The organism is Pseudomonas sp. B10(2017) (assembly GCF_002113295.1).
Classification (GTDB): Bacteria; Pseudomonadota; Gammaproteobacteria; order Pseudomonadales; family Pseudomonadaceae; genus Aquipseudomonas; species Aquipseudomonas pudica.
Map to the genome: position 1 here is coordinate 1 of NZ_NEJU01000014.1, position 26,210 is coordinate 26,210.

At 62.7% G+C, this 26,210-nt stretch carries 26 protein-coding genes and 7 tRNA genes; 26 read left to right on the forward strand and 7 right to left on the reverse strand.

Features of this window, described 5'->3' with window-relative positions:
• Positions 1 to 158 (reverse strand): transposase (locus CAF92_RS17190; RefSeq protein ID WP_143516153.1); only part of this gene is annotated, 158 nt, incomplete at its 3' end.
• Between the two features lie 118 nt (positions 159 to 276).
• Complete coding sequence (locus tag CAF92_RS17195; protein WP_085601465.1) at positions 277 to 855, reverse strand: nucleoside triphosphate pyrophosphatase; 579 nt, start codon at positions 853 to 855, stop codon at positions 277 to 279.
• A gap of 96 nt (positions 856 to 951) precedes the next feature.
• On the opposite strand from CAF92_RS17195, the gene CAF92_RS17200 reads away from it, so the two are divergent.
• The 17 genes from CAF92_RS17200 (at position 952) to CAF92_RS17280 (ending at position 15,110) form a co-directional block, all read left to right on the forward strand.
• Positions 952 to 1,479 (forward strand): YceD family protein, encoded by a 528-nt coding sequence (locus tag CAF92_RS17200; protein WP_012313431.1) that lies wholly within the window; start codon positions 952 to 954, stop codon positions 1,477 to 1,479.
• A gap of 13 nt (positions 1,480 to 1,492) precedes the next feature.
• On the forward strand, positions 1,493 to 1,675 hold the full coding sequence (gene rpmF / locus CAF92_RS17205) for a 50S ribosomal protein L32 (RefSeq protein ID WP_010223221.1): 183 nt from the start codon (positions 1,493 to 1,495) through the stop codon (positions 1,673 to 1,675).
• A 3-nt stretch (positions 1,676 to 1,678) separates the two neighbouring features.
• On the forward strand, positions 1,679 to 2,689 hold the full coding sequence (gene plsX, locus CAF92_RS17210; protein WP_023661403.1) for a phosphate acyltransferase PlsX: 1,011 nt from the start codon (positions 1,679 to 1,681) through the stop codon (positions 2,687 to 2,689).
• A 231-nt stretch (positions 2,690 to 2,920) separates the two neighbouring features.
• Positions 2,921 to 3,859: an ACP S-malonyltransferase gene (fabD, locus tag CAF92_RS17215; RefSeq protein ID WP_085601466.1), complete on the forward strand. Its 939-nt coding sequence runs from the start codon at positions 2,921 to 2,923 to the stop codon at positions 3,857 to 3,859.
• Positions 3,860 to 3,874: 15 nt separating this feature from the next.
• Entirely contained in the window at positions 3,875 to 4,615 is a 741-nt protein-coding gene (gene fabG, locus CAF92_RS17220) for a 3-oxoacyl-ACP reductase FabG (protein ID WP_003247160.1), read from the forward strand.
• Positions 4,616 to 4,818: 203 nt separating this feature from the next.
• The gene (acpP, locus tag CAF92_RS17225; protein ID WP_013971576.1) at positions 4,819 to 5,055 is read left to right on the forward strand and encodes an acyl carrier protein; all 237 of its coding nucleotides are present in this window, start codon (positions 4,819 to 4,821) and stop codon (positions 5,053 to 5,055) included.
• A gap of 188 nt (positions 5,056 to 5,243) precedes the next feature.
• Positions 5,244 to 6,488: a beta-ketoacyl-ACP synthase II gene (gene fabF, locus CAF92_RS17230; protein ID WP_015269411.1), complete on the forward strand. Its 1,245-nt coding sequence runs from the start codon at positions 5,244 to 5,246 to the stop codon at positions 6,486 to 6,488.
• Positions 6,488 to 7,303, forward strand: coding sequence for an aminodeoxychorismate lyase (pabC, locus tag CAF92_RS17235; protein WP_085601467.1), 816 nt, complete (start codon positions 6,488 to 6,490; stop codon positions 7,301 to 7,303). The genes fabF and pabC overlap by 1 nt, the downstream gene beginning before the upstream one ends.
• A gap of 4 nt (positions 7,304 to 7,307) precedes the next feature.
• Entirely contained in the window at positions 7,308 to 8,516 is a 1,209-nt protein-coding gene (mltG, locus tag CAF92_RS17240; RefSeq protein WP_085601468.1) for an endolytic transglycosylase MltG, read from the forward strand.
• Positions 8,517 to 8,525: 9 nt separating this feature from the next.
• Positions 8,526 to 9,158 carry a dTMP kinase gene (gene tmk / locus CAF92_RS17245; RefSeq protein WP_046616995.1) on the forward strand — a complete coding sequence of 211 codons (633 nt, stop codon included), beginning with the start codon at positions 8,526 to 8,528 and terminating at the stop codon, positions 9,156 to 9,158.
• Positions 9,151 to 10,137 (forward strand): DNA polymerase III subunit delta', encoded by a 987-nt coding sequence (locus CAF92_RS17250; RefSeq protein ID WP_085601469.1) that lies wholly within the window; start codon positions 9,151 to 9,153, stop codon positions 10,135 to 10,137. Before tmk ends, CAF92_RS17250 begins: the two co-directional genes overlap by 8 nt.
• A gap of 30 nt (positions 10,138 to 10,167) precedes the next feature.
• Entirely contained in the window at positions 10,168 to 10,950 is a 783-nt protein-coding gene (locus tag CAF92_RS17255; RefSeq protein ID WP_046616993.1) for a TatD family hydrolase, read from the forward strand.
• A gap of 503 nt (positions 10,951 to 11,453) precedes the next feature.
• Positions 11,454 to 12,089 carry a TetR/AcrR family transcriptional regulator gene (locus CAF92_RS17260; RefSeq protein WP_003260720.1) on the forward strand — a complete coding sequence of 212 codons (636 nt, stop codon included), beginning with the start codon at positions 11,454 to 11,456 and terminating at the stop codon, positions 12,087 to 12,089.
• 284 nt (positions 12,090 to 12,373) lie between these two features.
• Complete coding sequence (locus tag CAF92_RS17265; RefSeq protein ID WP_046616992.1) at positions 12,374 to 13,342, forward strand: GTP 3',8-cyclase MoaA; 969 nt, start codon at positions 12,374 to 12,376, stop codon at positions 13,340 to 13,342.
• A gap of 66 nt (positions 13,343 to 13,408) precedes the next feature.
• Positions 13,409 to 14,014 carry a DUF4823 domain-containing protein gene (locus CAF92_RS17270; RefSeq protein ID WP_046616991.1) on the forward strand — a complete coding sequence of 202 codons (606 nt, stop codon included), beginning with the start codon at positions 13,409 to 13,411 and terminating at the stop codon, positions 14,012 to 14,014.
• A 10-nt stretch (positions 14,015 to 14,024) separates the two neighbouring features.
• Complete coding sequence (locus CAF92_RS17275; RefSeq protein WP_085601470.1) at positions 14,025 to 14,585, forward strand: DUF1285 domain-containing protein; 561 nt, start codon at positions 14,025 to 14,027, stop codon at positions 14,583 to 14,585.
• 108 nt (positions 14,586 to 14,693) lie between these two features.
• On the forward strand, positions 14,694 to 15,110 hold the full coding sequence (locus CAF92_RS17280; RefSeq protein WP_085601471.1) for a cupin domain-containing protein: 417 nt from the start codon (positions 14,694 to 14,696) through the stop codon (positions 15,108 to 15,110).
• Here CAF92_RS17280 and CAF92_RS17285 read toward each other — a convergent pair.
• From CAF92_RS17285 to CAF92_RS17295, 3 genes are all read right to left on the reverse strand, one after another.
• Complete coding sequence (locus CAF92_RS17285) at positions 15,083 to 16,369, reverse strand: cytosine deaminase (RefSeq protein WP_085601472.1); 1,287 nt, start codon at positions 16,367 to 16,369, stop codon at positions 15,083 to 15,085. The genes CAF92_RS17280 and CAF92_RS17285 overlap by 28 nt on opposite strands.
• A 114-nt stretch (positions 16,370 to 16,483) precedes the next feature.
• A tRNA-Asn gene (locus tag CAF92_RS17290) sits at positions 16,484 to 16,559 on the reverse strand.
• Positions 16,560 to 16,621: 62 nt separating this feature from the next.
• Complete coding sequence (locus tag CAF92_RS17295; protein ID WP_085601473.1) at positions 16,622 to 17,818, reverse strand: amino acid aminotransferase; 1,197 nt, start codon at positions 17,816 to 17,818, stop codon at positions 16,622 to 16,624.
• Positions 17,819 to 18,106: 288 nt separating this feature from the next.
• On the opposite strand from CAF92_RS17295, the gene uvrB reads away from it, so the two are divergent.
• Positions 18,107 to 20,122: an excinuclease ABC subunit UvrB gene (uvrB, locus tag CAF92_RS17300; RefSeq protein WP_046616986.1), complete on the forward strand. Its 2,016-nt coding sequence runs from the start codon at positions 18,107 to 18,109 to the stop codon at positions 20,120 to 20,122.
• Between the two features lie 127 nt (positions 20,123 to 20,249).
• Here uvrB and CAF92_RS17305 read toward each other — a convergent pair whose 3' ends face one another.
• Complete coding sequence (locus CAF92_RS17305) at positions 20,250 to 21,800, reverse strand: MDR family MFS transporter (protein WP_046616985.1); 1,551 nt, start codon at positions 21,798 to 21,800, stop codon at positions 20,250 to 20,252.
• A complete protein-coding gene (locus tag CAF92_RS17310; protein ID WP_046616984.1) occupies positions 21,790 to 22,845 on the reverse strand; it encodes an HlyD family secretion protein in 1,056 nt (351 codons plus the stop codon). Before CAF92_RS17310 ends, CAF92_RS17305 begins: the two co-directional genes overlap by 11 nt.
• Positions 22,846 to 22,988: 143 nt before the next feature.
• Here CAF92_RS17310 and gltX point away from each other — a divergent pair, with 143 nt between their 5' ends.
• From gltX to CAF92_RS17350, 8 genes are all read left to right on the forward strand, one after another.
• Positions 22,989 to 24,470, forward strand: coding sequence for a glutamate--tRNA ligase (gene gltX / locus CAF92_RS17315; RefSeq protein ID WP_046616983.1), 1,482 nt, complete (start codon positions 22,989 to 22,991; stop codon positions 24,468 to 24,470).
• Positions 24,471 to 24,759: 289 nt separating this feature from the next.
• A tRNA-Ala gene (locus CAF92_RS17320) sits at positions 24,760 to 24,835 on the forward strand.
• 72 nt (positions 24,836 to 24,907) lie between these two features.
• Positions 24,908 to 24,983 (forward strand) — tRNA-Glu (locus CAF92_RS17325).
• Positions 24,984 to 25,036: 53 nt separating this feature from the next.
• Positions 25,037 to 25,112: transfer RNA gene (locus tag CAF92_RS17330), tRNA-Ala, on the forward strand.
• A 41-nt stretch (positions 25,113 to 25,153) separates the two neighbouring features.
• Positions 25,154 to 25,229, forward strand: a tRNA-Glu gene (locus CAF92_RS17335).
• Between the two features lie 60 nt (positions 25,230 to 25,289).
• Positions 25,290 to 25,365, forward strand: a tRNA-Ala gene (locus tag CAF92_RS17340).
• A 42-nt stretch (positions 25,366 to 25,407) separates the two neighbouring features.
• Positions 25,408 to 25,483, forward strand: a tRNA-Glu gene (locus CAF92_RS17345).
• 174 nt (positions 25,484 to 25,657) lie between these two features.
• On the forward strand, positions 25,658 to 26,197 hold the full coding sequence (locus CAF92_RS17350) for a TetR/AcrR family transcriptional regulator (protein WP_046617043.1): 540 nt from the start codon (positions 25,658 to 25,660) through the stop codon (positions 26,195 to 26,197).
• Positions 26,198 to 26,210 lie beyond the last annotated feature (13 nt).

Here is a 26,210-nt window from a genome sequence, read left to right on the forward strand (position 1 = left end):
CGAGGGCTGAGGCTGGCACCGACTTGGTAGCCAGCAACCCAGCGCCGAAGCAGGCTGAAATCGATGCCAAAGTGTTGTGCCACCTTGCGAAAGCCCCGGTTGCCCTCTAGGTAAGCGGTGATAGTCGTGAGCTTGAACTGCTCTGTGTATTTACCCATAGATCCCCCAAGGGTTGGATTGGTGTCCAACTTCTTGGGGGCAGTCCAAACTCGCAGGCTGCGACACGCCTGTGGGAGCGGGCGTGCCCGCGAAGGGCCGCAGCGCGGCCCCAAAATCTCAGGGAATCACCACCCCTTCCCTGGTCAACATATCCACCAATCTAATCAGCGGCAGCCCGATCAGGCTGGTCGCATCGCACCCGTGCGTGCTCTGGAACAGGCTCACTCCCAGCCCCTCGGCCTTGAAGCTGCCGGCACAGTCCAGCGGCTGTTCTGCCGTCACATAGCGTTCCACTCGCTCCCGGTCCAGTTCGCGCAGGGTCACGGTAAACGGCACGCAGTCCACCTGGCAGTGCCCGGTGGCGCTGTTCAGCAATGCCAGCCCGGTCAGAAAGCTTACCTGCTGCCCGCTGCACTCCAGCAGCTGCTCGCAGGCCCGCTCGAAGGTGTGCGGCTTGCCCAGTACCTGCTCGCCCAGCACCGCAACCTGGTCCGAGCCGATGATCAGGTGCCCGGGGTGGCTGCCCGCCAGGGCCTCGGCTTTTTGCCTGGCCAGCCGGCGCACCAGTTCCACCGCCGGTTCGTCGTCCAGGCGCCGCTCGTCTATATCGGGGCTTGCCCAGGTGAAGGGCAGGCGCAGGCGCGCGAGCAGTTCGCGGCGGTAGGCAGAGCTGGAAGCCAGTAACAGAGGAAGCATGGTAGACTCCTGATTCGGTTGAACAAATTCTATCACGCACGATGCCGCCGAATTTCCTTTGACAGGGGCGGGGGGCATCCCTAGAATGCTGCGCCTATGTTGAATGACCCGATTCCACCTCACGTTGACCCGCGCAAATTAGCCGATCGTGGCGTAACCCTTAACGGTTCGCTGCAGCTCGCTGATTTGGAAAGACTCTGCGACCCGCTTTCCGACAATGTCGGTACGGTGCAGGCGAAGTTCGATTTTGAACGAGATGAACAGCACGTGGTGGTTATCCACAGCGAGCTGGATGTCGAAGTCAAGATGGTTTGCCAGCGTTGTCTTGAGCTGGTCACCCTGCCGATCCACAGCGAATGTACATACGCTGTGGTGAAGGAGGGTGCGAATACCCAGTCGTTGCCGAAAGGCTATGACGTGCTGGAACTGGGCGAAGATCCTTTGGATCTGCAGGCATTGATCGAAGAGGAGCTTTTGCTCGCCTTGCCAATCGTGCCTGCTCATCATCCGGAAGAATGCCAGCAGCCGGCGGGCGCAGACGAGCCCGAATCGAGCAAGGACGAGGTATCGCGGTCCAACCCGTTCAGTGTTTTGGCGCAGTTAAAGCGTGACCCAAACGTTTAGGAGTTAATCAATTATGGCTGTTCAGCAGAACAAAAAATCCCGCTCTGCCCGTGACATGCGCCGTTCGCACGACGCCCTGTCGGAAAACGCGCTGTCGGTAGAGAAAACCACCGGTGAAGTACACCTGCGTCACCACGTTTCGCCAGAAGGCGTATACCGTGGTCGCAAAGTGATCGACAAGGGCGCTGACGAGTAATCCTTGTCCGCTCAGATCATCGCGATCGACGCAATGGGCGGGGACTTCGGTCCCCGCAGCATTGTCCAGGCTAGCATTGCCTGCCTTTCGGCTACCCCCTCGCTGCACCTGACCCTCGTCGGTCAACCCTCCCTCCTTGAAGATCTTGTCAGCGGCCTTGCGGCTGCGGATCGCGCGCGCCTGCAAATCGTGGCCGCCAGCGAGGTGATCGGCATGGACGAGCGGCCATCCCAGGCGTTGCGCGGTAAGCCGGACTCGTCGATGCGCATCGCCCTCGAACTGGTGCGTGACGGCAAGGCGCAGGCTTGCGTCAGCGCCGGCAATACCGGGGCGCTGATGGCGCTCTCGCGTTTCGTGCTCAAGACACTGCCGGGTATCGACCGGCCGGCCATGGTGGCGGCGATCCCGACCCAGACCGGTTACTGCCAGTTGCTCGACCTTGGTGCCAACGTCGACTGCAGCGCCGAGAACCTCTACCAGTTCGCGGTGATGGGCTCGGTGGCCGCCCAGGCCCTGGGCGTGCAGCGGCCGCGCGTGGCACTGCTGAACATCGGTACCGAGGACATCAAGGGCAACCAGCAGGTCAAGCTGGCGGCCAGCCTGTTGCAGAATGCCCGCGGGCTCAACTACATAGGCTTCGTCGAAGGTGACGGGTTGTATCGCGGCGAAGCTGATGTGGTTGTGTGCGACGGGTTCGTCGGCAACATCCTGCTCAAGTCGAGCGAGGGGTTGGCGACGATGATCGGCGCGCGCATCGAGCAGTTGTTCAAGGGGGGCGTGTTGTCGCGGGCAGCCGGAGCTGTGGCCATGCCGCTGCTCAAGCGCCTGCAGGCCGACCTCGCACCGGCGCGGCACAATGGCGCGAGTTTCCTGGGGTTGCAGGGCATCGTCATCAAGAGCCATGGTTCGGCGGGGGTGCAGGGCTTCCAGAGTGCCATCCAGCGGGCGTTGATCGAGATCCAGGAAAACCTGCCGCAGCGCTTGCATGGGCGGCTCGAGGACCTGCTGTTGTAGCCTGTGCCGGCCCGTTCGCGGGCAAACTTGTTCAGGCCTGTGGTAACCCTGCGGGAGCAGGTTTTCCCGCGAAAGGGCCAGTGCCGAAGGAATAAAGGCCTTAGGCATATCGACGATGAAGTGCTTAAATGTGACCGCTTGGTCTGCGTCTTCATCCAAGCTTTCAGATTCCGCGCCTGGCCCAGGGCCTGGCGCACCCTATCCGACGACAAGATCATAAGGGCTTGTTCAATGTCTGCATCTCTCGCATTCGTCTTTCCCGGTCAAGGTTCCCAGTCGCTGGGCATGCTCGCCGAGCTCGGCGCCGAGAAGCCAGTGATCATCGAAACCTTCAAGGAAGCGTCCGAGGCACTCGGTTACGACCTGTGGAAGCTGGTCCAGGAAGGCCCGGAAGAGCAACTCAACCAGACCGACAAGACCCAGCCGGCCATCCTCACCGCGTCCATCGCGCTGTGGCGCCTGTGGCTGGAAGAGGGCGGTGCCAGGCCGGCCTTCGTCTCTGGCCACAGCCTGGGTGAATACAGTGCCCTGGTTGCCGCCGGCAGCCTGAGCCTGAAAGATGCCGTGCGCCTGGTCGAGCGCCGTGGCCAGCTGATGCAGGAAGCCGTGCCGGCCGGCCATGGCGCCATGGCCGCCATTCTCGGCCTGGACGACGCCGTGGTCGTGCAAATCTGCGCCGAAGCGGCCGAAGACCAGGTGGTCAGCGCGGTCAACTTCAACTCGCCAGGCCAGGTGGTCATCGCCGGCAACAAGGCCGCCGTCGATCGCGCCATCGAGCTGTGCAAGGCCAAGGGTGCCAAGCGCGCCCTGCCGCTGGCGGTCAGCGTGCCGTCGCACTGCGCGCTGATGAAGCCTGCTGCCGAGCGCTTTGCCGACGCGGTCAACGCCATCGAGTGGAAGGCCCCGCAAATTCCGGTGGTGCAGAACGTTACTGCCGCAGTAGCTGCCGACCTCGATGCTCTCAAGCACGACCTGCTGGCGCAGCTGTACCAGCCAGTGCGCTGGGTCGAGTGCGTGCAGACCCTGGCCGCCAACGGTGCGGTCAACCTGGTCGAGTGCGGCCCGGGCAAGGTCCTCGCCGGCCTGAACAAGCGTTGCGCCGATGGCGTGACCACCTACAACCTCAATACCCCTGACGCCGTCGCCGCCACCCGCGCGGCACTGGCCTGATTTGGAGAAGCTTGCATGAGCCTGCAAGGTAAAGTTGCACTGGTCACCGGCGCCAGCCGTGGCATTGGCCAGGCCATCGCCCTCGAGCTGGGCCGCCAGGGCGCGACCGTGATCGGCACCGCCACTTCGGCTTCCGGCGCCGAGCGCATTGCTGCCACCCTGAAAGAACACGGCATCACCGGTACCGGCATGGAATTGAACGTGACCAGCGCCGAATCGGTTGAAGCTGTGCTGGCCGCCATCGGCGAGCAGTTCGGCGCACCGGCCATCCTGGTCAACAACGCCGGTATCACCCGTGACAACCTCATGCTGCGCATGAAGGACGACGAGTGGTTCGATGTGATCGATACCAACCTGAACAGCCTCTACCGTCTGTCCAAGGGTGTGCTGCGTGGCATGACCAAGGCACGTTGGGGTCGTATCATCAGCATCGGCTCGGTCGTCGGTGCCATGGGCAACGCTGGCCAGGCCAACTACGCGGCCGCCAAGGCCGGGCTTGAAGGCTTCAGCCGCGCCCTGGCGCGTGAAGTGGGCTCGCGTGGCATCACCGTCAACTCGGTGACCCCGGGCTTCATTGACACCGACATGACCCGCGAGCTGCCAGAGGCGCAGCGCGAAGCCCTGCAGACCCAGATCCCGCTGGGCCGCCTGGGCCAGGCCGACGAAATCGCCAAGGTGGTTTCGTTCCTGGCATCCGACGGCGCAGCCTACGTAACCGGCGCCACCGTGCCGGTCAACGGCGGGATGTACATGTAATACTGCAACTCAATGTGACGGATTTCGTAAAAAAAGAGTCATACTGCGAGCCTAAAATCCGTTATAAAGCTGCAACCAGATTCCAGGCAGCGGGTGTGGTGACTGGTGTGAAGGTGCGTTTAGCTTGAAAAGCGAACGTCTTTCTATAAAATTAGCCACCGGCCAGCTGCCTGACATATGTCCATTAGGAGTGAAAACTAGGTATGAGCACCATCGAAGAACGCGTCAAGAAAATCGTCGCCGAGCAACTGGGCGTCAAGGAAGAGGAAGTGACTCTCGAGAAGTCCTTCGTCGATGACCTGGGTGCCGATTCGCTTGACACCGTTGAGCTGGTGATGGCTCTGGAAGAGGAATTCGAGACCGAAATCCCTGACGAAGAAGCCGAGAAGATCACTACCGTTCAAGCTGCCGTAGACTACGTCAAAGCCCACCAGGCCTAAGACGCTGTAGTCGACGCTTCTTGTCGGGAAAAACCGCACTGCCTTTGCCGGCGTGCGGTTTTTTCTTTGCGAGCACCCTGCGTTTTGCAGGTCGGTCTCGTTCACCGGGTACCAAGAGCTTGTTGCCATTTCATTCCATTGCTTGAATGCAATGGCAAGAAACTCTGTCATTAGAAAAGGAGAGTACTGTGTCGCGTAGACGCGTCGTGGTCACCGGTATGGGTATGCTGTCGCCACTGGGTACTGATGTACCGAGCACCTGGCAGGGCATTCTGGCTGGCCGCAGTGGCATCGGTCCGATCGAACACACGGACCTGTCTGCCTACTCCACCCGTTTTGGCGGCTCGGTGAAAGGCTTCGAGGTCGAGCAATACCTGTCGGCCAAAGAGGCCCGCAAGCTCGACCTGTTCATCCAGTATGGCCTGGCGGCCGGGTTTCAGGCGGTGCGTAATGCCGGCCTGGAGGTCACCGACGCCAACCGCCAGCGTATTGGCGTGGCCATGGGCTCGGGTATCGGCGGCCTGACCAACATCGAAGAAACCAGCCGCACCCTGCACGATTCGGGGCCGCGTCGTATTTCGCCGTTCTTCGTGCCGGGCTCGATCATCAACATGATCTCCGGGTTCCTGTCGATCCACCTGGGGCTGCAGGGGCCGAACTACGCCATTGCCACTGCCTGCACCACTGGTACGCACTGCATCGGCATGGCCGCGCGCAACATCGCCTACGGTGAAGCCGATGTGATGATCGCCGGCGGCGCCGAAATGGCCGCCTGCGGCCTGGGCATGGGCGGCTTCGGTGCCTCCCGCGCGCTGTCCACTCGCAACGACGAGCCGACCCGGGCCAGCCGTCCGTGGGACAAGGGCCGTGACGGCTTCGTGCTTTCCGACGGTGCCGGTGCCCTGGTGCTCGAAGAGCTGGAGCACGCCAAGGCCCGCGGCGCGACCATCTATGCCGAGCTGGTCGGCTTCGGCATGAGCGGTGACGCCTATCACATGACTTCGCCACCCGACACCGGCGAAGGCGCTGCCCGTTGCATGGCCAACGCCTTGCGTGATGCCGGCATCCAGCCGGAAGAGGTCAGCTACATCAACGCCCATGGCACCTCGACCCCTGCTGGCGACGTGGCCGAAGTGGCGGCGATCAAGCGTGTGTTCGGTGAGCATGCCTACAAGCTGGCGGTCAGCTCGACCAAGTCGATGACCGGTCACCTGCTGGGCGCCGCCGGTGCCGTGGAAGCGATCTTCAGCGTGCTGGCGATCAACAGCCAGATGGCTCCGCCCACCATCAACCTGGACGAGCCGGACGAGGGCTGCGACCTCGACTTCGTACCGCACCAGGCGCGCAGCATGCCAATCGATGTGGTGCTGTCCAACTCGTTCGGCTTTGGCGGTACCAACGGTTCGCTGGTATTCCGCCGGTTCGCCGGTTGATGCAAAGCTGGATCGATGGCCAGCCGGCGGCTGCAATCAACCTGCAGAACCGCGGCCTGGCCTACGGCGATGGGCTGTTCGAGACCATCGCCGTGCGCGGGGGCCGGCCCAGCCTGCTGGACGGCCATCTCGCACGCCTGGCGCTGGGCTGCCAGCGCCTGGCGATCAATGCCGACCTGGCGCTGGTGCGCGACGAGCTCCTGCGCTACGCCAACCAACTCGGTGATGGCGTAGCCAAACTCATCCTTACTCGTGGCGACAGCCAGCGCGGTTACGCGCCGGTTGCCGGTGCCGCGCCGCGCCGTATCCTGCAGGGCAGCCCGTTGCCCAGCTATCCTGTCGAACATGCCGAGCACGGCGTGTGCCTGTTCCCCTGCCAGACCCGGCTTGGGGAACAACCGCTGCTGGCCGGCCTCAAACACCTCAACCGCCTGGAGCAGGTGCTGGCCCGTGCCGAATGGCAGGGCAGCGAACATGCCGAAGGCCTGATGCGTGATGGGCAGGGCAGGGTGATCGAAGGGGTGTACAGCAATCTGTTCCTGGTGCGCGATGGCGTGCTGTTCACGGCCGACCTCAGCCGCTGTGGCGTCGCTGGCGTGATGCGGGCCGCGTTGCTGGAACAGGCAGCGCTGCTGGGCATCCCGGTGCAGGTCTGCGACCTGCCGTTCGACGCGCTGGAGCAGGCAGATGAAGTATTTGTCTGCAACAGCGTCTACGGTGTCTGGCCTGTGCGTGGCGTTGCCGCGCTAAACTGGTCGCCGGGCCCGCTCACCCGTAAACTGCAGGCCGTTGCCCGTACGTTACTGGAAACCTGAATTCGTGAGACGTAAATTCCTGCTGCTGCTGGAAATGGGCTTGATCCTCGCCGGCCTCGCCGTGGGCTGGTCGGCCTGGAAGGTCAACTCGGTCCTGGAGCAGCCCCTGCACGTGACGCAGGAGCGCCTGCTCGACGTGCCCAATGGCACCACCCCCAACCGCATGTTCTATCGCATGCAGAACGAAGGGTTGCTCGACGACGCCGTCTGGTTGCGCCTGTACTGGCGCTTCAACATGGCCGGCACCCCCCTGCACACCGGCGAGTACCGCCTGACCCCAGGCATGACCGTGGAGCAGTTGTTCGATGCCTGGCGTCGGGCCGACGTGGTGCAGTACAACCTGACCCTGGTCGAAGGCTGGACCTTCCGCCAGGTGCGTTCGGCCGTGGCCAAGCATGAAAAGATCAAGCACACGCTGGATGGGCTGTCCGATTCGGAAGTGATGGACAAGCTCGGCCATACCGGTGTGTTCCCCGAGGGGCGCTTCTTCCCGGACACCTACCGCTTCGTGCGCGGCATGAGCGACGTCGAACTGCTGCAGCAGGCCTATATGCGCCTGGATGAAGTGCTGGCCAAGGAATGGGCCGAGCGCACAGCCGACCTGCCATACCGTGACCCGTACCAGGCGCTGATCATGGCCTCGCTGGTAGAAAAGGAAACCGGCATTCCCCAGGAGCGCGGGCAGATTGCTGGCGTTTTCGTGCGGCGCCTGCGCCTGGGCATGATGCTGCAGACTGACCCGACGGTGATCTACGGCATGGGTGAGCGCTACAACGGCAAGATCACCCGCGCCGACCTGCGCGAGCCGACGCCCTATAACACCTACACCATCACCGGCCTGCCGCCGACCCCGATCGCCATGGTCGGTCGCGAAGCGATTCACGCGGCGCTCAACCCGGCCGATGGCACAAGCCTGTACTTCGTCGCCCGTGGCGATGGCAGCCACGTGTTTTCCGACGACCTCGACGACCACAACTCGGCGGTGCGCGAGTTCCAGCTCAAGCGCCGTGCGGACTACCGTTCCAGCCCCGCGCCGCAATCGCAGTCAGAGCCGCAGCCACAAACACAACCAAGTGTCGACGAGGCCGAACAGCCCGAGGCGCCTGCCGATGAATCTACAGCGCAGCCAGCGCCCGACCAGCCGCCTGTGCAGGACGCTCCTGCCGGCGGCGCGCAAGCGGCCGAACGGCCGCTGCCTGACGAACAACATTAAGGACTGCCTGTGAGCGGCTTGTTTATTACTTTGGAAGGCCCCGAAGGCGCGGGCAAGAGCACCAACCGCGACTACCTGGCTGCGCGCCTGTGCGAGCAGGGCCTGGACGTGGTGCTGACCCGTGAGCCCGGCGGCACGCCGCTGGCCGAAAAGGTGCGCGAGCTGCTGCTGGCGCCCAGCGATGAAAGCATGGCGGCCGACACCGAACTGTTGCTGGTGTTCGCTGCGCGTGCCCAGCACCTGGCGCAGGTGATCCGGCCGGCACTGGCCCGCGGGGCGGTTGTCTTGTGTGACAGGTTTACCGATGCCACATACGCCTATCAGGGCGGCGGGCGCGGTTTGCCTGTCGAGCGTATCGCCACCCTGGAGCAATTCGTCCAGGGCGATTTGCGCCCGGACCTGACCCTGGTCTTCGACCTGCCGGTCGAAGTGGGCCTGGCCCGCGCAGCCGCGCGCGGCCGCCTGGACCGTTTCGAGCAGGAAGGCCAGGCGTTCTTCGAAGCGGTGCGTCAGGCCTACCTGCAGCGCGCCAACCGCGAACCACAGCGCTATAGCCTGCTCGACGCCGCCCAACCTCTGGAGGCCGTGCAACGTTCCATCGATGCGTTGCTACCAGGCATCGTGGAGCGTTGCCGTGGCTGAGGCCTATCCCTGGCAGCAGGCCCTCTGGCAGCAACTGGCCGGTCGCAGCCAGCACGCTCACGCCTACCTGCTGCATGGGCCGCAGGGTATCGGCAAGCGGGCCTTGGCCGAGCGCCTGATGGCCCGCCTGCTGTGCCAGCAGCCCCAGGGTATGGAGGCCTGTGGCGGGTGCAAGTCCTGCCTGCTGCTCAAGGCTGGTAGCCACCCGGACAACTTCGTCCTCGAGCCCGAAGAAGCCGACAAACCGATCAAGGTCGACCAGGTGCGCGAGTTGGTGGCCTTTGTGGTGCAGACCGCGCAGTTGGGTGGGCGCAAGGTGGTACTGATCGAGCCGGTGGAAGCGATGAACGTCAACGCCTCCAACGCCCTGCTCAAGAGCCTCGAAGAACCCTCCGGCGATACCGTGTTGCTGTTGGTTACCCACCAGCCCAGCCGCCTGTTGCCGACCATCAAGAGCCGTTGCCAGCAGGTCGCCTGCCCCCAGCCCAGCCTGGCCCAGAGCCAGGCCTGGCTGGCCGGCGCGCTGCCCGACAGTGACGAGGCCGAGCGCGACGAGTTGCTGACCCTGGCTGCCGGTTCGCCGCTGATGGCGGTCAGCTTGCAGGCCCAAGGCGTGCGCGAGCAGCGCGCGCTGGTCACCGACGGGGTGAAGAAGCTGCTGAAGCAGCAGCAATCGCCCAGCCAGCTGGCCGATGCCTGGAACGGCGTGCCGCTGTTGCTGCTGTTCGACTGGTTCTGCGATTGGGCGCATCTGATCCTGCGCTACCAATTGACCCAGGACGAGGAGGGGCTAGGCTTGGCCGATATGCGCAAGGTGGTGCAGTACCTGGCGCAGAAGAGCCGCCAGGCCAAGGTGCTGGAGGTGCAGGCGTGGATCCTGGAGCAGCGCCAGAAGGTTCTGGGCAAGGCCAACCTCAACCGCGCCCTGCTGCTTGAATCGCTGCTGGCCCACTGGCTGCAGTTGCCGGGCGCCCGCTGATTTTCATTTTTTCATGTGTGCCGTTATCCCATGCTTGTAGATTCCCATTGCCATCTTGACCGTCTGGACCTGAGCGCCCACCAGGGCTCCCTCGATGCTGCCCTGCAGGCGGCGCGTGAGCGCGGGGTCGGGCATTTCCTGTGTATTGGCGTCAGCGCCGAGAATGCTGGTGCGGTTAAGGCGCTGAGCGAGCGCTACGCCGATGTCGATTGCTCGGTGGGCGTGCACCCGCTGGATCTTGCGCCGGGCGAAACGCCGGCGCTGGAATGGCTGCTGCGCGAGCTCGCTCACCCACATGTGGTGGCGATTGGTGAAACCGGGCTGGATTACCACTACGAGCCGGAAGCAGCCGAGCTGCAGCAAGCCTCGTTCCGCCTGCACCTGGAGGCCTCGCGGCAGACCGGCAAGCCGGTGATCGTGCATACCCGTGCGGCGCGTGCCGATACCCTGGCGCTGCTGCGCGAGGCCAACCTGCCGCAGGCCGGCGTGCTGCACTGCTTCACCGAAGACTGGGACATGGCCAAGGCGGCGCTGGACCTGGGGTATTACATTTCGTTGTCTGGCATCGTTACCTTCCGCAATGCCGATGCCCTGCGTGAAGTGGCGCGGCAGGTGCCGGTCGATCGGCTGCTGGTGGAAACGGATTCGCCGTATCTGGCGCCGATCCCGCATCGGGGCAAGCCGAACCTGCCGCAGTACGTGCGTGAGGTGGCCGAGTATGTGGCTTCGTTGCGCGGGGCCAGTTATGAGCAATTGGCCGAACAGACCACTGCCAACTTCAAGCGCTTGTTCCCGTTGGCGCGGGTGGCCTGACAGCAACTCTTCACAATACAACGCCTGAGCGCTCTTGCTCTTGCTTCGGCTTTTGCTTTTAAGCGCGCAATCCCTTCGCTCGGCCTCCTGAAGTCGCGAAGATCAAGATCAAAAGCAAGATCAAAAGCCAGAGCAAGATCAAAAGCTCAGCACGAGCCTCGAGTGGGCGGCCCGTCACGTAAGCAAAAAAAACCCGGGTTCTGGGGGGGGAATCCGGGTTAAGACCATTAGGAGTAAAACAAAGGTACGCGGTCCCTGAGCACCTTTATCGGCGCGCCACTTGGGGGGATGCGCCGCGCCAACACTTCAAGTATTGGCCAGCTTTGGTGCAGTGCCAGTGCATATTGATCGTTTTTTAAACAGATTTGGAATACGCCAACGTTTCATTCCTCCCGCATCGCATGGCCGTAAGCATCGTGAAACACAGACATGCGTGGATGATCCGTGCAATTTCTTGCAAGTTAGGCATAATAAACCGCTTCGATTGTCATCCAGTCCTTCCTATGCAGAAAGAACCTCGTAAGGTCCGTGAGTTTCGCCGTCGCGAACAGGAAATCCTCGACACCGCGCTCAAACTGTTTCTCGAACAGGGGGAAGACAGCGTCACCGTCGAGATGATCGCTGACGCCGTGGGCATCGGCAAAGGCACGATCTACAAGCACTTCAAGTCCAAGGCGGAGATCTACCTGCGCCTGATGCTCGATTACGAGCGCGACCTGAACGCGCTGTTGCATTCGGCCGACGTCGACCGCGACAAGGAAGCCCTGTCGCGAGCCTACTTCGAGTTCCGCATGCGCGATCCGCAGCGGTACCGGCTGTTCGACCGCCTGGAAGAAAAGGTGGTCAAGGGCAACCAGGTACCGGAAATGGTCGAACAGCTGCACAGCATCCGTGCCTCCAACTTCGACCGCCTGACCCAGCTGATCAAGGGCCGTATCAGCGAAGGCAAGCTCGAGGACGTGCCGCCGTACTTCCATTATTGCGCTGCCTGGGCGCTGGTGCACGGCGCCGTGGCGCTGTACCACTCGCCGTTCTGGAGCAATGTGCTGGAGGATCAGGAAGGCTTCTTCCAGTTCCTGATGGACATCGGCGTGCGCATGGGCAACAAGCGCAAGCGCGACCCGGAACCTTCCAACTGAGATAGTGCAGGCTTTCCCTGAAGCCTGCCAGTCAGCGTTATTGGGGCCGCTTTGCGGCCATCGCAGGCAAGCCAGCTCCCACATGTACAGCGCAGATCTCAAGTGTTGCGCGATCCTGTGGGAGCTGGCTTGCCTGCGATGGGCTGCGCAGCAGCCCCATGACTGACATGCCTGCTTCCACAACAGCGCGGCGACACCGAAAGCGGCAAAAAGGATAGGGCTTGCAAAAACCTGATTTATGAGTCAGGTTTTGCCAGCCCCCATCATCCATGCCGGAGTCATTCATGATCGTCGATCGTCAAGGCAGGCGTTTTCGCAACCTGCGCGTCAGCCTGACGGCTGCCTGTAATTATGCCTGCACCTACTGCGTGCCAGACGGCAAGCGCCTGGTGGCAGCACAGGACGAACTGCCGGCGGATGCCCTGGCCCGTGGCGTGGCCTACCTGATCGAAGCCGCCGGCATCGAACGCTTGCGCATTACCGGCGGTGAGCCATTGGTCAGTCCGCGCCTGGATGCTTTCCTGGCCGCCGTGGCCAAGCTCGACCTTGACGATATCTCGCTGACTACCAATGGCCAGCTGTTGACGCGCAAGTTGCCCCAGTTGCAGGCGGCAGGTATCCGCCGATTGAACGTTTCCCTCGACACACTCGACCCACATGCCTTCCGCCGTATCGCCCGGGGCGGCGACCTGGCCAGTGTGCTGGCGGGTATGGAGCAGGCCAACGCCATGGGTATGCAGATCAAGGTGAACATGGTGCCGATGCGTGGGCACAACCTCGATCAGGTGCTGCCGCTGCTGGATTACTGCCTTGAGCGCGGCTTCGAACTGCGCTTCATCGAGCTCATGCGCATGGGCCACCTGGCCCGTGATCATAACGCCTTCCTGCAACAGTTCGTCGGCCTCGACCAGCTGCTCGCACTGATCGCTGGCAAGCATGCCTACGTTCAGGTCGACGCGCCGCTGGATGCCACCGCCTTGCGTTATGCGGTACCCGGCAAAGGCCACTTCGGGGTGATCGCCAACGAAAGCGTACCGTTCTGCCGCACCTGTTCGCGGCTGCGACTGTCCTCCACGGGTTGGCTGCACGGCTGCCTGTCGTCGGGCAATCGCCATTTCGTGGGCGACCTGCTGGAAAAACCGCGCCATCAGGCGCTGCCGGCCCTGCAGCGCCTGCTGGTCAAGGCCCTGGCAGACAAGCAGGACCTGGCGTTTTCCGGCGATGTGATGGTGATGAAGGTGATCGGCGGCTGAAGCTGGCGCAAAAGCTGCATCCGCCGGCTATTCGCCGGTTTTTCGTCGCCGGCCATTGGAGGAAAGATGCGTAGCCTGGTTTTGCTGCTGGCGCTGTTGGCGCTGGGCGGTTGCATGAATGTCAGCGATATGGGCGAGGGCGTCCGTTACCACATGAGCGATGCCGGTCTGTTGGACCACAGCGATACCCGCCGCACCCTGTCGATCCGCCTGCAGCCCGATTCGTTCATCTTCATCGGCCAGGGCGCATTCGTGCCCCCGGGCAAGGGGCCTGTGCCACGGCAGAACGCAGTGGCCGAACAGGCCTACAAGAGCTTCGTCGAGTATTTCCCACTGGTGCGCCGCGCCCAAGGGCCACTGGGCCTGGAAGAGGCCATCGCCCAGGCGCGTTCGGTGGGTGCCGACTACGTGCTGTATACCCGCTTCGCCCGCACCGACGATCGTATCGGCAATGGCGACGAGTGGTATGACGAACAGGCAGTCGACCGCCTGGGCTGGGACACCGGCGTGGTGCAGATGATGCTCATCGAAACCAGCACCCGCTACCTGATCGACACTGCGCGTATCAAGAGCCGTGGCGGTTTGTTGACGTTCCACGATAAAACCCCGGAGGATTTGCTTGGCGCGCCGATGCGCGAGTACGCTCGTAGCCTTCTGGGTATGAGTGAATGAGGCAAGCGTGATGAGCGATTCCGGCAAGGCCAATGATCTTCTGGCGCAGATCCCCAAAGCCAAGGGCCTGCCGCCGGTGCATCTGTGGAACCCGGACTTTTGCGGTGACATCGACATGCGCATCGCTCGTGATGGCACTTGGTACTACCTGGGTACGCCGATCGGCCGCAAGCCAATGGTGCGGCTGTTTTCCACCATCATCCGCCGCGATGGCGATGACTACTTCCTGATCACCCCGGTAGAGAAGGTGGGCATCCGCGTCGACGATGCGCCGTTCGTGGCCGTGGCGCTGGACGTGGAAGGTGAGGGTGAGCAGCAGGTGCTGCGCTTCACCAGCAATGTCGAGGACCAGGTCGAAGCCGGGCCGGCCAACCCGCTGCGCGTGGTGATCGACCCGGTCACCCAGGAGCCATCGCCGTATGTGCTGATGCGCACCAACCTCGAGGCACTGATTCATCGCAACGTGTTCTACCAGTTGGTAGAGCTGGCGGTACCGCGTGAGATCGATGGTGAAGAGTGGCTTGGGGTCTGGAGCCACGGTGAGTTTTATCCGATCGGGCGTAGCAGCTGAAACCTCCGTTGCCTGTGCCGGCCTCTTGGTTTTTTCCCGAATTGGCCATTTGTCTCTCTGTCCCACAGGCCTAACCTGCAGGCAATTGCCATCCAGGAGAGGCCTCCCATGAAATCCCCTAGCATCATCCTTTTCGCCCTGCTCGCCGCTCAAACCCCTGCCTGGGCGCACGGCGACTCTGCCGACCAGGTCAAGGTCCTGCAGCAGCAACAACCCTCGAACGCCCCCGGCAAGAACGCCGTGATGCTCACCGTCAGCTACGCCCCCGGCCAGGCATCACCCGCGCATCAGCACCCGGGCGCAGTGATGGCCTACGTGCTGGAAGGGGCAGTGGTATCGAAGCTCGATAACGAGCCGGAGAAAACCTACAAGGCCGGTGAATATTGGTACGAAGCCCTGGGTACCGTGCACAGCGTGTCACGCAACGCCAGTCAGAAGCAGTCAGCCAAGTTGCTGGTCTGGAGTCTGGTGGATGAAGGCAGTGCGGTCACATTGCCCTATCCGGCAGCAGGCTCGGAGCGCTGAGCCTTCCCCAGCCGGATCGCCACTTCCTGTGTCAGGTTCGGGTCCAGTACCTGGCAAGGCGCGACCTGCGCGTTGCTTGTGTAGAACGGCGGCAGGTTTCGCGCCAGTCGAGCAACGTCCCTGGCAGTGCAGCCTGTTGGCAGCAATACATATTGCAGGCTTGAGGGGAAGGACGGCGCGGTATGCCGTTCCATGGTGGAGCCATAGGCGCCAAGGGTCATGACCGCCTCGCTGCCGGCCGGGTCCGGAAAACGGAGCAGGACGAATGTGCAGTAACGGGGGTGGGTGAGATGCTGGTGTGCTTCGTCGCGGACCTGTGGGTCGTCATGGTTCATCAGGTTCCAGCGTAACGCGGCGTAGCTGCGAGTGGTTTCCATGAACGCAGTGCGAATGGGGGAGCGCGTTTCGTCACCGCCCAGGCAGGCCAGCAGATTGCCGAATGGGTCCAGCAAGGCTACGGCGTTGCACGTATCTGCCGCGAGAGCTGTGTCGACCAATGGCTCGGCCAATTCGATGCCGGGCAGGCGAGGGTCTGCACTTTTGATGCGCAGGCTCCATGGGCTCAAGCCCGCCAGGGCCTGGCGTACCAAGCTTCGGCTGGGTAGGGTGATAGGGTCTTTCAGGGCAGATGGCGGGAGGCCGGCGTTGCTGCTTTCGTCGTGCACGTGATTCACGCTGGCCTCGAACAACGAACGGGTAAGGCACATCGTTGCGGCGTCGATGCGTTCGCCGGCATAGATCGGCCCTTGCGTCGGCCCGACATAGTCGCGATCAAAAGGGCTGCCGACAGCATAGTAGCCCCACGTGGCTTGCGCGCGCAGACGAAGTGCGGCCGGCAGGCCGGGGAATTCGAAGCGACCGTCATGATTGATGCCGGCAAAGGTGTCGAGCGCACTTACGGCAACATTGAAGCCGGCAGTCAGCAAAGCGCCTGCGCACATGGCGCAGGGGTCGAGCGTGGTGATGACGGTCAGTTCATGGGTGGGGGGTAGGGCAAGGCGCTGCTGGTTGTCGAAATACCAGTCCACCAACCGGCGCTCACCATGCCCCGTTGGGTCGTGGAGCCTGAATGCGGGTTGCGCCTGGCTGGCAGAGGGCTCCAGCACGCGGTTGTGCAGGGCGACCAATACCTTGCCAGTGGCATTTTCGATGATGCAGCCACCCACGGCGAACGTTGCTTGTCGGCTTGCCAGGAGGGCCTGGTTGGCGGCGATTGCTACCGCTTGCTGAGCGTTCTGGGTGAAATCGTTGGCTTTCATGCTTGCCTGCGCTCGTCGAGGGATCTCGGACGATACAGCAGCCGTGCGCTGGCATGAGAGGATAAGTGCAACAAAAAACCTCCAGTGCTTGCGCATCTGGAGGTTTTCAATGTTTGGCTCCGCGACCTGGACTCGAACCAGGGACCCAATGATTAACAGTCATTTGCTCTACCGACTGAGCTATCGCGGAATCTGTGCGTATCTTACTGATTGCCCAGGGGAAGTCAAGCCACCCCTAGGCAAAACAATGAGTTACAGCACCTGCACGATAGCTTTGGTCACCACGTGGATGTTGCTCTGGTTCAGCGCGGCCACGGCGATGCGGCCGGTGTCCAGCGCATAGATGCCGAACTCGTTCTTCAGGCGGGCGACCTGCTCTACGGTCAGGCCCGAGTACGAGAACATGCCAACCTGGCGGCCAACGAAGCTGAAGTCGCGGTTGGCGCCATATTCGGCCAGCAGCGAAACCATCTGCTTGCGCATGCCGTGGATGCGCTCGCGCATTTCGGCCAGCTCGGTTTCCCACATCTGGCGCAGTTCGGGGCTGTTCAGCACGGTGGCAACGATGGTTGCACCGTGGGTCGGCGGGTTGGAGTAGGTGGTGCGGATCACGCGCTTGACCTGCGACAGCACGCGAGTGCTCTCGTCCTTGGAGGCGGTGACGATCGACAGCGCGCCGACGCGCTCGCCGTACAGCGAGAACGACTTGGAGAACGAACTGGACACGAAGAACTCCAGGCCCGACTCGGCGAACAGGCGCACGGCGAAGGCGTCTTCGGCGATGCCGTCACCGAAGCCCTGGTAGGCCATGTCGAGGAACGGCACGTGGCCCTTGGCCTTGACCACTTCCAGAACGTTTTTCCAGTCGTTCAGGTTCAGGTCGACGCCGGTCGGGTTGTGGCAGCAGGCATGCAGTACCACGATCGAGCCGGACGGCAGGTTGTTCAGGTCTTCGAGCATGCCGGCGCGGTTGACGTCGTTGGTCGGCGCGTCGTAGTAGCGGTAGTTCTGCACCGGGAAGCCGGCCGATTCGAACAGCGCGCGGTGGTTTTCCCAGCTCGGATCGCTGATGGCAACCACGGCTTCAGGCGACACACGCTTGAGGAAGTCGGCACCGATCTTCAGCGCGCCGGTACCACCGACGGCCTGCACGGTAACCACGCGGCCGGCGGCCAGCAGTGGCGACTCGGCGCCGAACAGCAGCTTTTGTACAGCCTGGTCGTAGGTGGCGATGCCGTCGATCGGCAGGTAGCCGCGCGAGGCGTGCTGGGCGGCACGCTGGGTTTCGGCTTCGATCACGGCGCGCAGCAGCGGAATGCGGCCTTCCTCATTGCAGTACACGCCCACGCCCAGGTTGACCTTGTCGGTACGTGGGTCGGCGTTGAATGCTTCGTTGAGGCCCAGAATAGGGTCGCGGGGTGCCAGCTCGACAGCGGAAAACAGGCTCATTGTTACCTTGGCTCTGATTGGAGTGTGATAGGACGTACACGCTCCAGCCCGAATGCACTGAAGCGGTGCACAAACGGGGAGTCAGTATAGTGATACCGACCGGTCACCGCGACAGTCCGGCGTCGCTTTTCCAGTCATTTGCGCAAATATTTTTCGACCATTGGTCTAATTGCCGGGTCCACCGTAACAAGCGCTCACCGCTGTGCCTTGAAAGCGCCCCCCGGCGGGCGCATTTGGGTATAGACTACTGGCTAAATTTACAGTTGCTGCAACACCGCGAGGTCCGTCATGTCCGAGTTCCAGCTCGTCACCCGTTTCCAGCCGGCCGGCGACCAGCCCGAGGCCATCCGCCAGATGGTCGAAGGCATCGAGGCGGGGCTGTCGCACCAGACGCTGCTCGGGGTGACCGGCTCGGGCAAGACCTTCAGCATCGCCAACGTCATTCAGCAGGTGCAGCGGCCTACCCTGGTGCTGGCGCCGAACAAGACCCTGGCTGCGCAGCTGTATGGCGAATTCAAGGCGTTTTTCCCCAACAATGCGGTGGAGTATTTCGTTTCCTACTACGACTACTACCAGCCTGAAGCCTACGTACCGTCGTCCGACACCTTCATCGAGAAGGACGCTTCGATCAACGACCACATCGAGCAGATGCGCCTGTCGGCGACCAAGGCATTGCTGGAGCGGCGTGACGCGATCATCGTCACCACCGTGTCGTGCATCTACGGCCTGGGCAGCCCCGAGACCTACCTGAAAATGGTCCTGCACGTGGACCGCGGCGACAAGCTCGACCAGCGCGCGCTGCTGCGCCGCCTGGCTGACTTGCAGTACACCCGCAACGAGATGGACTTCGCTCGCGCCACCTTCCGCGTGCGCGGCGATGTGATCGACATCTTCCCGGCCGAATCGGACCTCGAGGCCATCCGCATCGAACTGTTCGATGACGAGGTGGAGAACATCGCCGCCTTCGACCCGCTGACCGGCGAGGTATTCCGCAAGCTGCCGCGTTTCACCTTCTACCCAAAGAGCCACTACGTCACCCCGCGGGAAACCCTGCTGGAGGCGGTGGAGGGCATCAAGGAAGAACTCAAGGACCGCCTGGAGTACCTGCAAAAGGCCAACAAGCTGGTCGAGGCCCAGCGCCTGGAGCAACGCACCCGCTTCGATCTGGAGATGATCCTGGAGCTGGGCTACTGCAACGGCATCGAGAACTACTCGCGCTACCTGTCCGGTCGCCCGGCCGGGGCGCCGCCGCCCACCCTGTACGACTACCTGCCGCCCGATGCGCTGTTGGTGATCGACGAATCCCACGTCAGCGTTCCGCAGGTCGGCGCCATGTACAAGGGCGACCGCTCGCGCAAGGAAACCCTGGTCGAGTATGGCTTCCGCCTGCCGTCGGCGCTGGACAACCGGCCGATGCGTTTTGACGAGTGGGAAGATGTCAGCCCGCAGACCATCTTCGTGTCTGCCACCCCCGGCCCCTACGAGAGCGAGCACGCCGGGCGGGTGGTGGAGCAGGTGGTGCGCCCCACCGGCCTGGTCGACCCACAGGTGGAAGTACGCCCGGCGCTTACCCAGGTGGATGACCTGCTGTCGGAAATCCGCAAGCGCGTGGCACAGGGCGAGCGGGTGCTGGCCACCACGCTGACCAAGCGCATGGCCGAAGACCTCACCGACTACCTGGCCGACCACGACGTGCGGGTGCGTTACCTGCACTCGGACATCGATACCGTCGAGCGGGTGGAGATCATCCGCGACCTGCGTCTGGGTACCTTCGATGTGCTGGTGGGCATCAACCTGCTGCGTGAGGGCCTGGACATGCCCGAGGTGTCGCTGGTGGCGATCCTCGATGCCGACAAGGAAGGTTTCCTGCGCTCCGAGCGCTCACTGATCCAGACCATCGGCCGTGCTGCGCGTAACCTCAATGGCCGGGCCATCCTGTATGCCGACAACATCACCGGTTCCATGCAGCGCGCCATCGACGAGACCGAGCGTCGTCGCGAGAAGCAGATCGCCTTCAACCTGGCCAATGGCATCGTACCCAAGGGTGTGGTCAAGGACATCACCGATATCATGGAAGGCGCCACCGTGCCCGGCGCGCGCAGCAAGAAGCGCAAGGGCATGGCCAAGGCAGCGGAGGAGAGCGCCCGTTACGAGGCCGAGCTGCGCACGCCGGGCGAGATCACCAAGCGCATCAAGCAACTGGAAGAGAAGATGATGCAGTTCGCCCGCGACCTGGAGTTCGAGGCCGCGGCGCAATTGCGCGACGAGATTGCCCAGCTGCGCGAGCGGTTGATTACCAGCTGAAGCCTGACGCGGGCCTTGTGGGAGCGGGCGTGCCCGCGAAGAATTCAACGCGGTGGCTGGCACCGGCTGCGCCGGTGTTCGCGGGCGCGCCCGCTCCCACAGGGACCGCATACAGTCTGAAGTAGCCTCAATGTGCTTCTCCCGCCTTCAGCCCCTCCGGCAACTTGCGGGTCAACAACACCGCCACCATGCTCACCGCCAACCCGATCCCCACAAAGTGGAATGCATCGTTGTAGGCCATGATCAACGCCTGCTGATGAGTGATCTCGCTCAACTTGCCCAGTGCCGCATTGTCATTGCCCAGCCGCTCCGCCAGCTGCGCCAACCGCTCCGCCACCTGCGGGTTGCTCGGCACCACCGCCTCCCTCAGGTAGTCGAAATACACTTTTGTCCGTGCATCCAGCAGGGTGGCCAGCAGCGCAATGCCGATCGCACCGCCCAGGTTACGCAGGATATTGAACAGGCTCGACGCCGAACCCGCATCCTGCGGTTGTATATACGCCGTGGCAATCAGCGAGATGGTCACCATGATCATTGGCTGGCCGATGGCACGGATGATCTGAATATGGTTGAACTGCGGCCCTGCAAAGTCCGGGTTGAGCACCCCCGAGCCGAAACTGGCGGCGCCGAACAGGCAGAACCCCAGGGCACACAACACCTTGGGCGACACCACTTTCATCAGTTGCGGCACCAAAGGGATCAGGAACAGCTGCGGGATACCCATCCACATGATCACCTCGCCGATCTGCAAGGCGTTGTAGCCCTGTACCTGAGCGAGGTATAGCGGCAGCAGGTAGATCGACCCGTACAAGCCCACTCCCATCCCCAGGCTGGCGATGCTCGACAGGCCAAAGTTGCGATTGCCGAGAATGCGCAGGTTGATCAGCGGGTGTGGCCTGGAAAACTGCAGGATCACGAAGGTAATCAGGCAGACCAGGGCGATGCTGCCCAGGCCGACGATCAGCTGCGATTCCAGCCAGTCCTTGCGGTGGCCTTCCTCCAGGAACACCTGCAAGCAGCCAAGCCCCAGGCCCAGGGTGGCGATGCCGGCGTAATCGGTACTTTTCAGCAGGTCCCAGTGCGCATCTTTCTTCTCCAGCCCATACAGCAGGCCGGCGATCATCACCAGGCCCGGCGGGATATTGATGTAGAAAATGTATTCCCAGCCCCAGTTCTCAGTCAGCCAGCCGCCCAGGGTAGGGCCGATGGAGGGGGCGAAGGTGGCGGTCATGGCGAACATGGCCATGCCCTTGGCGCGGTGGTGTTCGGGCAGCTTGATCAGGGTCAGGGTGAAGGCCAGCGGGATCAGCGCACCGCCGGTAAAACCCTGCAGGGCGCGGAACAGGATCATGCTCTCGAGGTTCCAGGCCATCGAGCACAACAGCGACGACAGCAGGAAGCCGCCGGATACCCATACCGCCAGGCGCCGCGCCGACAGTAGCTGCACCAGCCAGGCGGTGAGCGGGATCATGATGATTTCCGCGACCAGGTAAGAGGTGGAAATCCACGAGCCTTCCTCCAGCGTCGCTGACAGCGCGCCCTGGATGTCCTTGAGCGACGAGTTGGTGATCTGGATGTCCAGCACCGCCATGAAGGCGCCGAGCATCACGCTCATTACCGCGATCCAGTCCCGCCGGGTCGGCTCGGTGGTGGGCCTGAGCAGCTGGTCACCGGCCATCGCGGCCTTCGTCTTCGCTGCGCAGGTCGACGGTGGCGGTCACCGACATGCCAGGGCGGATGCGCCCGTGCAGTGGGTTGTCGGCGCGGAAAGTCAGCTTGACCGGGATACGCTGCACCACCTTGGTGAAGTTGCCGGTGGCGTTGTCGGGCGGCAGTAGGCTGAACTGCGCGCCGGAGGCGGCGAACAGGCTGTCGACCCGGCCTTCGATCGGTGTGTCGGGGTAGCTGTCGAACAGCAGTTCGGCACGCTGGCCGGGCTGCATGTGGCCGATCTGGGTTTCCTTGAAATTGGCCTGCACCCAGATGTCTTCGTCCGGCACTATCGACAGCAGGTAGGCACCGGCCTGTACCACCTGGCCACTGCGCGCGTTGCGCTGGCCGATGCTGCCGCTGATGGGGGCGCGGATTTCGCAGCGGGTCAGGTTCAGTTCAGCCTGGGCCAGATCGGCGCGGGCGTTGGCGATCTGCGCGTCGAGCCGCTTGAGCTCGGCGGTCAGCGCATTGACCTGCTGGCGCTGGCTTTGCAGGTCGGCACGGGCCTTGTCGACCTGCGAGCCGGCGACATGGCTGTCCGCGGACAGGGTGGTGACCCGCTCTTCCGATACAAAACCTGGCTTGCGCAACTTCTCGGCACGGCTCAGGTCCAGGCGTGAGCGGTCGAAGGTGGCCTGGTTGGCCGCCACCTGGGCCTGGCCGGCGGCGATCAGGCTGGCTTGCTGGGTCAGGCGGCTTTGCGCCTGCACCTGCTCGGCTTCGCGGGTGGCCAAGGCGGCGCGCGCGCGTTGCACGGCCAGTTCGAAGTCGGCGGACTCCAGGCGCACCAGCAGGTCGCCTTTGCTGACATGCTGGTTGTCCTCGACCCGCACCTCGTCGATGCGTGCGCCCAACTGGCTGGAAATGCGCGTGATCTCGCCCTGTACGTAGGCGTTGTCGGTGCTTTCGTAGAAGCGACCCTTGAAGTACCAGTGCCCCACGAAAGCGAGGGCGATGACGGCCACCAAGGTGAAGAAGACCAGCAGGCGGCGTTTGAGTTGGGCAGGCATGAGGACTATCGTTCCAGAAATGTAAATAAATTTAACAGCGGCGCATGGCCGGTCGACAAGTGACGTTCGCGCCATTGCTGGAGCCCGGAGCCCGCCTCCTGCTAACATCCCGCCTTTGTTTCATCTTTCGTTCGAGACTCTCCATGACCACCGTACGCACGCGTATCGCGCCATCGCCTACCGGCGACCCCCATGTCGGCACCGCCTACATCGCCCTTTTCAACTACTGCTTTGCCAAGCAGCACGGCGGTGAGTTCATCCTGCGCATCGAAGACACCGACCAGCTGCGCTCCACGCGCGAGTCGGAACAGCAGATCTTCGATGCCCTGCGCTGGCTCGGCATCGAATGGAACGAAGGCCCGGACGTCGGCGGCCCGCACGGCCCGTACCGGCAGAGCGAGCGTGGCGAGATCTACGCCAAGTACGCCAAGGAGCTGGTTGACGCTGGCCATGCCTTCTACTGCTTCTGCACCGCCGAAGAGCTGGAGCAGATGCGCGCCGAGCAGCAAGCCCGTGGCGAAACCCCGCGCTACGACGGCCGCGCGCTGCTGCTGAGCGCCGAGGAAGTGCAGCGCCGCCTGGACGCTGGCGAGCCGCACGTGATCCGCATGAAAGTGCCGAGCGAAGGCGTGTGCGTGGTCCCGGACATGCTGCGTGGCGATGTCGAGATCCCGTGGGACCGCATGGACATGCAGGTGCTGATGAAGAACGACGGCCTGCCGACGTACTTCCTGGCCAACGTGGTCGACGACCATCTGATGGGTATCACCCACGTGCTGCGCGGCGAAGAGTGGCTGCCATCGGCACCCAAGCTGATCAAGCTGTACGAATACTTCGGCTGGGAACAGCCCAAGCTATGCTACATGCCGCTGCTGCGTAACCCGGACAAGTCCAAGCTGTCAAAGCGCAAGAACCCGACCTCGGTGACTTTCTACGAGCGCATGGGCTTCATGCCCGAGGCGATGCTCAACTACCTGGGCCGCATGGGCTGGTCGATGCCGGATGAACGCGAGAAGTTCTCGCTGGCCGAGATGGTCGAGCACTTCGACCTGTCGCGTATCTCGCTGGGCGGCCCGATCTTCGACATCGAGAAGCTGTCCTGGCTGAACGGCCAGTGGTTGCGCGAACTGCCGGTCGAGGAGTTCGCCGCACGCCTGCAGAAGTGGGCGTTCAACAGCGATTACATGATGAAGATCGCCCCGCACGTGCAGGGCCGGGTGGAAACCTTCAGCCAGGTAGCCCCGCTGGGCGGGTTCTTCTTCGAAGGCGCGCTGAAGCTCGACGCCAAGCTGTTCGAAAGCAAAAAGCTGTCGGCTGACCAGGTACGCCAGGTGATCCAGCTGATCCTGTGGAAGCTCGAAAGCCTGCGTCAATGGGAAAAAGAGCGCATCACCGGTTGCATCCAGGCGGTGGTCGAGGCGTTGGAGCTGAAGCTGCGTGACGCCATGCCGCTGATGTTTGCTGCCATTACCGGCCAGGCCAGCTCGGTTTCGGTACTGGATGCCATGGAAATCCTTGGCCCGGACCTGACCCGATATCGCCTGCGCCAGGCCCTGGACCTGCTGGGTGGTGTGTCGAAGAAAGAAAACAAAGAGTGGGAAAAGCTGCTGGCCTCTATCGCCTGACAGTAGTCCCGAGGCCATAAGCCGAACTTGTGGGAGCGGGTTCACCCGCGAATACGATGGTGCATTTTCCGGCGCATTCGCGGGTAAACCCGCTCCCACAGGGCTCACTGTTGAGTTTTGGCAAGGGCAGGGCGGTAAGTGATTGTTATCTGTGAAAATTTTTTTGAATATTTTGAAAAATTCGTTTGACAGCCCTGCAATCCGATCTTAATATGCGCCCCGTCCACAGCGATGAACGAAAACGAAACGCCAGGCACCCAGCCAGCGCTTCGGATCAAAGCGACATTGTGGGGCTATAGCTCAGCTGGGAGAGCGCCTGCATGGCATGCAGGAGGTCAGCGGTTCGATCCCGCTTAGCTCCACCAAATTCCGCTTGGCAGCCAAGGTTGTCAGGCAAGACCGGGTCCAGCAACCGGGTCTTGAAGGTAAGAAGGTTCGTCCCCTTCGTCTAGTGGCCTAGGACACCGCCCTTTCACGGCGGTAACAGGGGTTCGAGTCCCCTAGGGGACGCCAGTTTTGCACAAGCGATGTTTCAGGATGTCGCTGGGCCGAGAGGCTAGAAATCCGGGGCTATAGCTCAGCTGGGAGAGCGCCTGCATGGCATGCAGGAGGTCAGCGGTTCGATCCCGCTTAGCTCCACCAATTTGCCGCGGTCCGCGCAAGCGGGTCGGCACGAAGGTTACGTCCCCTTCGTCTAGTGGCCTAGGACACCGCCCTTTCACGGCGGTAACAGGGGTTCGAGTCCCCTAGGGGACGCCACTTTTCCTGCGTTTTGCAGGGCTTTAAAGGCTCGTCGATTACTGATGAGCCTTTTGTTTCGGGGCTATAGCTCAGCTGGGAGAGCGCCTGCATGGCATGCAGGAGGTCAGCGGTTCGATCCCGCTTAGCTCCACCATTTCTGCCGCGGTTCGCGCAAGCGGATCGGCACGAAGGTTACGTCCCCTTCGTCTAGTGGCCTAGGACACCGCCCTTTCACGGCGGTAACAGGGGTTCGAGTCCCCTAGGGGACGCCACGTTTACCCGCGTTTTGCGGGACTTTTAAGGCTCATTCGATTATTGAATGGGCCTTTTGTTTTTCTCCCCTGCTCAAAAATTTCGCGACCGACAGGCGGCTGCAGATTCTGCTTGCCAAAAAATATTATGCGAATAATATTTCTATCATCATATTTTGATTGGCGAGTGGCACGATGAGCGACAAGAAGAGCAGAACCCGCGAACGCATCCTCGAGGCGGCGCGAAGTGCGCTGATCCAGCACGGCCCGGCCGAGCCCAGCGTCAGCCAGGTCATGGGTGCGGCAGGCCTGACCGTCGGTGGTTTCTACGCGCACTTCGACAGCAAGGACGAGTTGATGCTCGAAGCGTTCCGCCAGTTGCTGTGTGAGCGCCGCGCCTTGCTCGCGCAGATCGACCCCAGCCTCGATGGCGCCGGGCGGCGGGCGCTGGCCAGCGCTTTCTACCTGTCGCGCAAGCACCGTGATGCCGAAGTGCACGCCTGCCCGCTGCCCAACTCGCTGGGCGAGATGCAGCGCCTGCCGGAGGCCTTCCGCGAGGTGCTGGCCGAGCACATCGAGTTGATGGCTGCCGCCATGGTCGACCGTCCCGAGGATGCCGACAAGGCCTTGGCCGACCTGGCCCTGATGATTGGCGGCCTGGCGCTGGCCCGTGCCCTGGGCACCAGCGAGCTGTCTGATCGTATTCTGCGCGCCGCCAAATCGGCGGTGCTTTGATCCTGGAGCATGG

Bases quoted from the DNA above. Each gene is read 5' to 3' on its own strand.
- CAF92_RS17285 (WP_085601472.1), bottom strand. From the start codon at position 16,369: ATGAAAGCCAACGATTTCACCCAGAACGCTCAGCAAGCGGTAGCAATC.
- CAF92_RS17275 (WP_085601470.1), top strand. From the start codon at position 14,025: ATGAGCGATTCCGGCAAGGCCAATGATCTTCTGGCGCAGATCCCCAAA.
- CAF92_RS17310 (WP_046616984.1), bottom strand. From the start codon at position 22,845: ATGCCTGCCCAACTCAAACGCCGCCTGCTGGTCTTCTTCACCTTGGTG.
- CAF92_RS17305 (WP_046616985.1), bottom strand. From the start codon at position 21,800: ATGGCCGGTGACCAGCTGCTCAGGCCCACCACCGAGCCGACCCGGCGG.
- gltX (WP_046616983.1), top strand. From the start codon at position 22,989: ATGACCACCGTACGCACGCGTATCGCGCCATCGCCTACCGGCGACCCC.
- CAF92_RS17260 (WP_003260720.1), top strand. From the start codon at position 11,454: ATGCAGAAAGAACCTCGTAAGGTCCGTGAGTTTCGCCGTCGCGAACAG.
- CAF92_RS17255 (WP_046616993.1), top strand. From the start codon at position 10,168: ATGCTTGTAGATTCCCATTGCCATCTTGACCGTCTGGACCTGAGCGCC.
- CAF92_RS17200 (WP_012313431.1), top strand. From the start codon at position 952: ATGTTGAATGACCCGATTCCACCTCACGTTGACCCGCGCAAATTAGCC.
- CAF92_RS17295 (WP_085601473.1), bottom strand. From the start codon at position 17,818: ATGAGCCTGTTTTCCGCTGTCGAGCTGGCACCCCGCGACCCTATTCTG.
- CAF92_RS17350 (WP_046617043.1), top strand. From the start codon at position 25,658: ATGAGCGACAAGAAGAGCAGAACCCGCGAACGCATCCTCGAGGCGGCG.
- acpP (WP_013971576.1), top strand. From the start codon at position 4,819: ATGAGCACCATCGAAGAACGCGTCAAGAAAATCGTCGCCGAGCAACTG.
- CAF92_RS17280 (WP_085601471.1), top strand. From the start codon at position 14,694: ATGAAATCCCCTAGCATCATCCTTTTCGCCCTGCTCGCCGCTCAAACC.
- CAF92_RS17265 (WP_046616992.1), top strand. From the start codon at position 12,374: ATGATCGTCGATCGTCAAGGCAGGCGTTTTCGCAACCTGCGCGTCAGC.
- uvrB (WP_046616986.1), top strand. From the start codon at position 18,107: ATGTCCGAGTTCCAGCTCGTCACCCGTTTCCAGCCGGCCGGCGACCAG.
- pabC (WP_085601467.1), top strand. From the start codon at position 6,488: ATGCAAAGCTGGATCGATGGCCAGCCGGCGGCTGCAATCAACCTGCAG.
- CAF92_RS17195 (WP_085601465.1), bottom strand. From the start codon at position 855: ATGCTTCCTCTGTTACTGGCTTCCAGCTCTGCCTACCGCCGCGAACTG.
- rpmF (WP_010223221.1), top strand. From the start codon at position 1,493: ATGGCTGTTCAGCAGAACAAAAAATCCCGCTCTGCCCGTGACATGCGC.
- CAF92_RS17270 (WP_046616991.1), top strand. From the start codon at position 13,409: ATGCGTAGCCTGGTTTTGCTGCTGGCGCTGTTGGCGCTGGGCGGTTGC.
- fabG (WP_003247160.1), top strand. From the start codon at position 3,875: ATGAGCCTGCAAGGTAAAGTTGCACTGGTCACCGGCGCCAGCCGTGGC.
- fabD (WP_085601466.1), top strand. From the start codon at position 2,921: ATGTCTGCATCTCTCGCATTCGTCTTTCCCGGTCAAGGTTCCCAGTCG.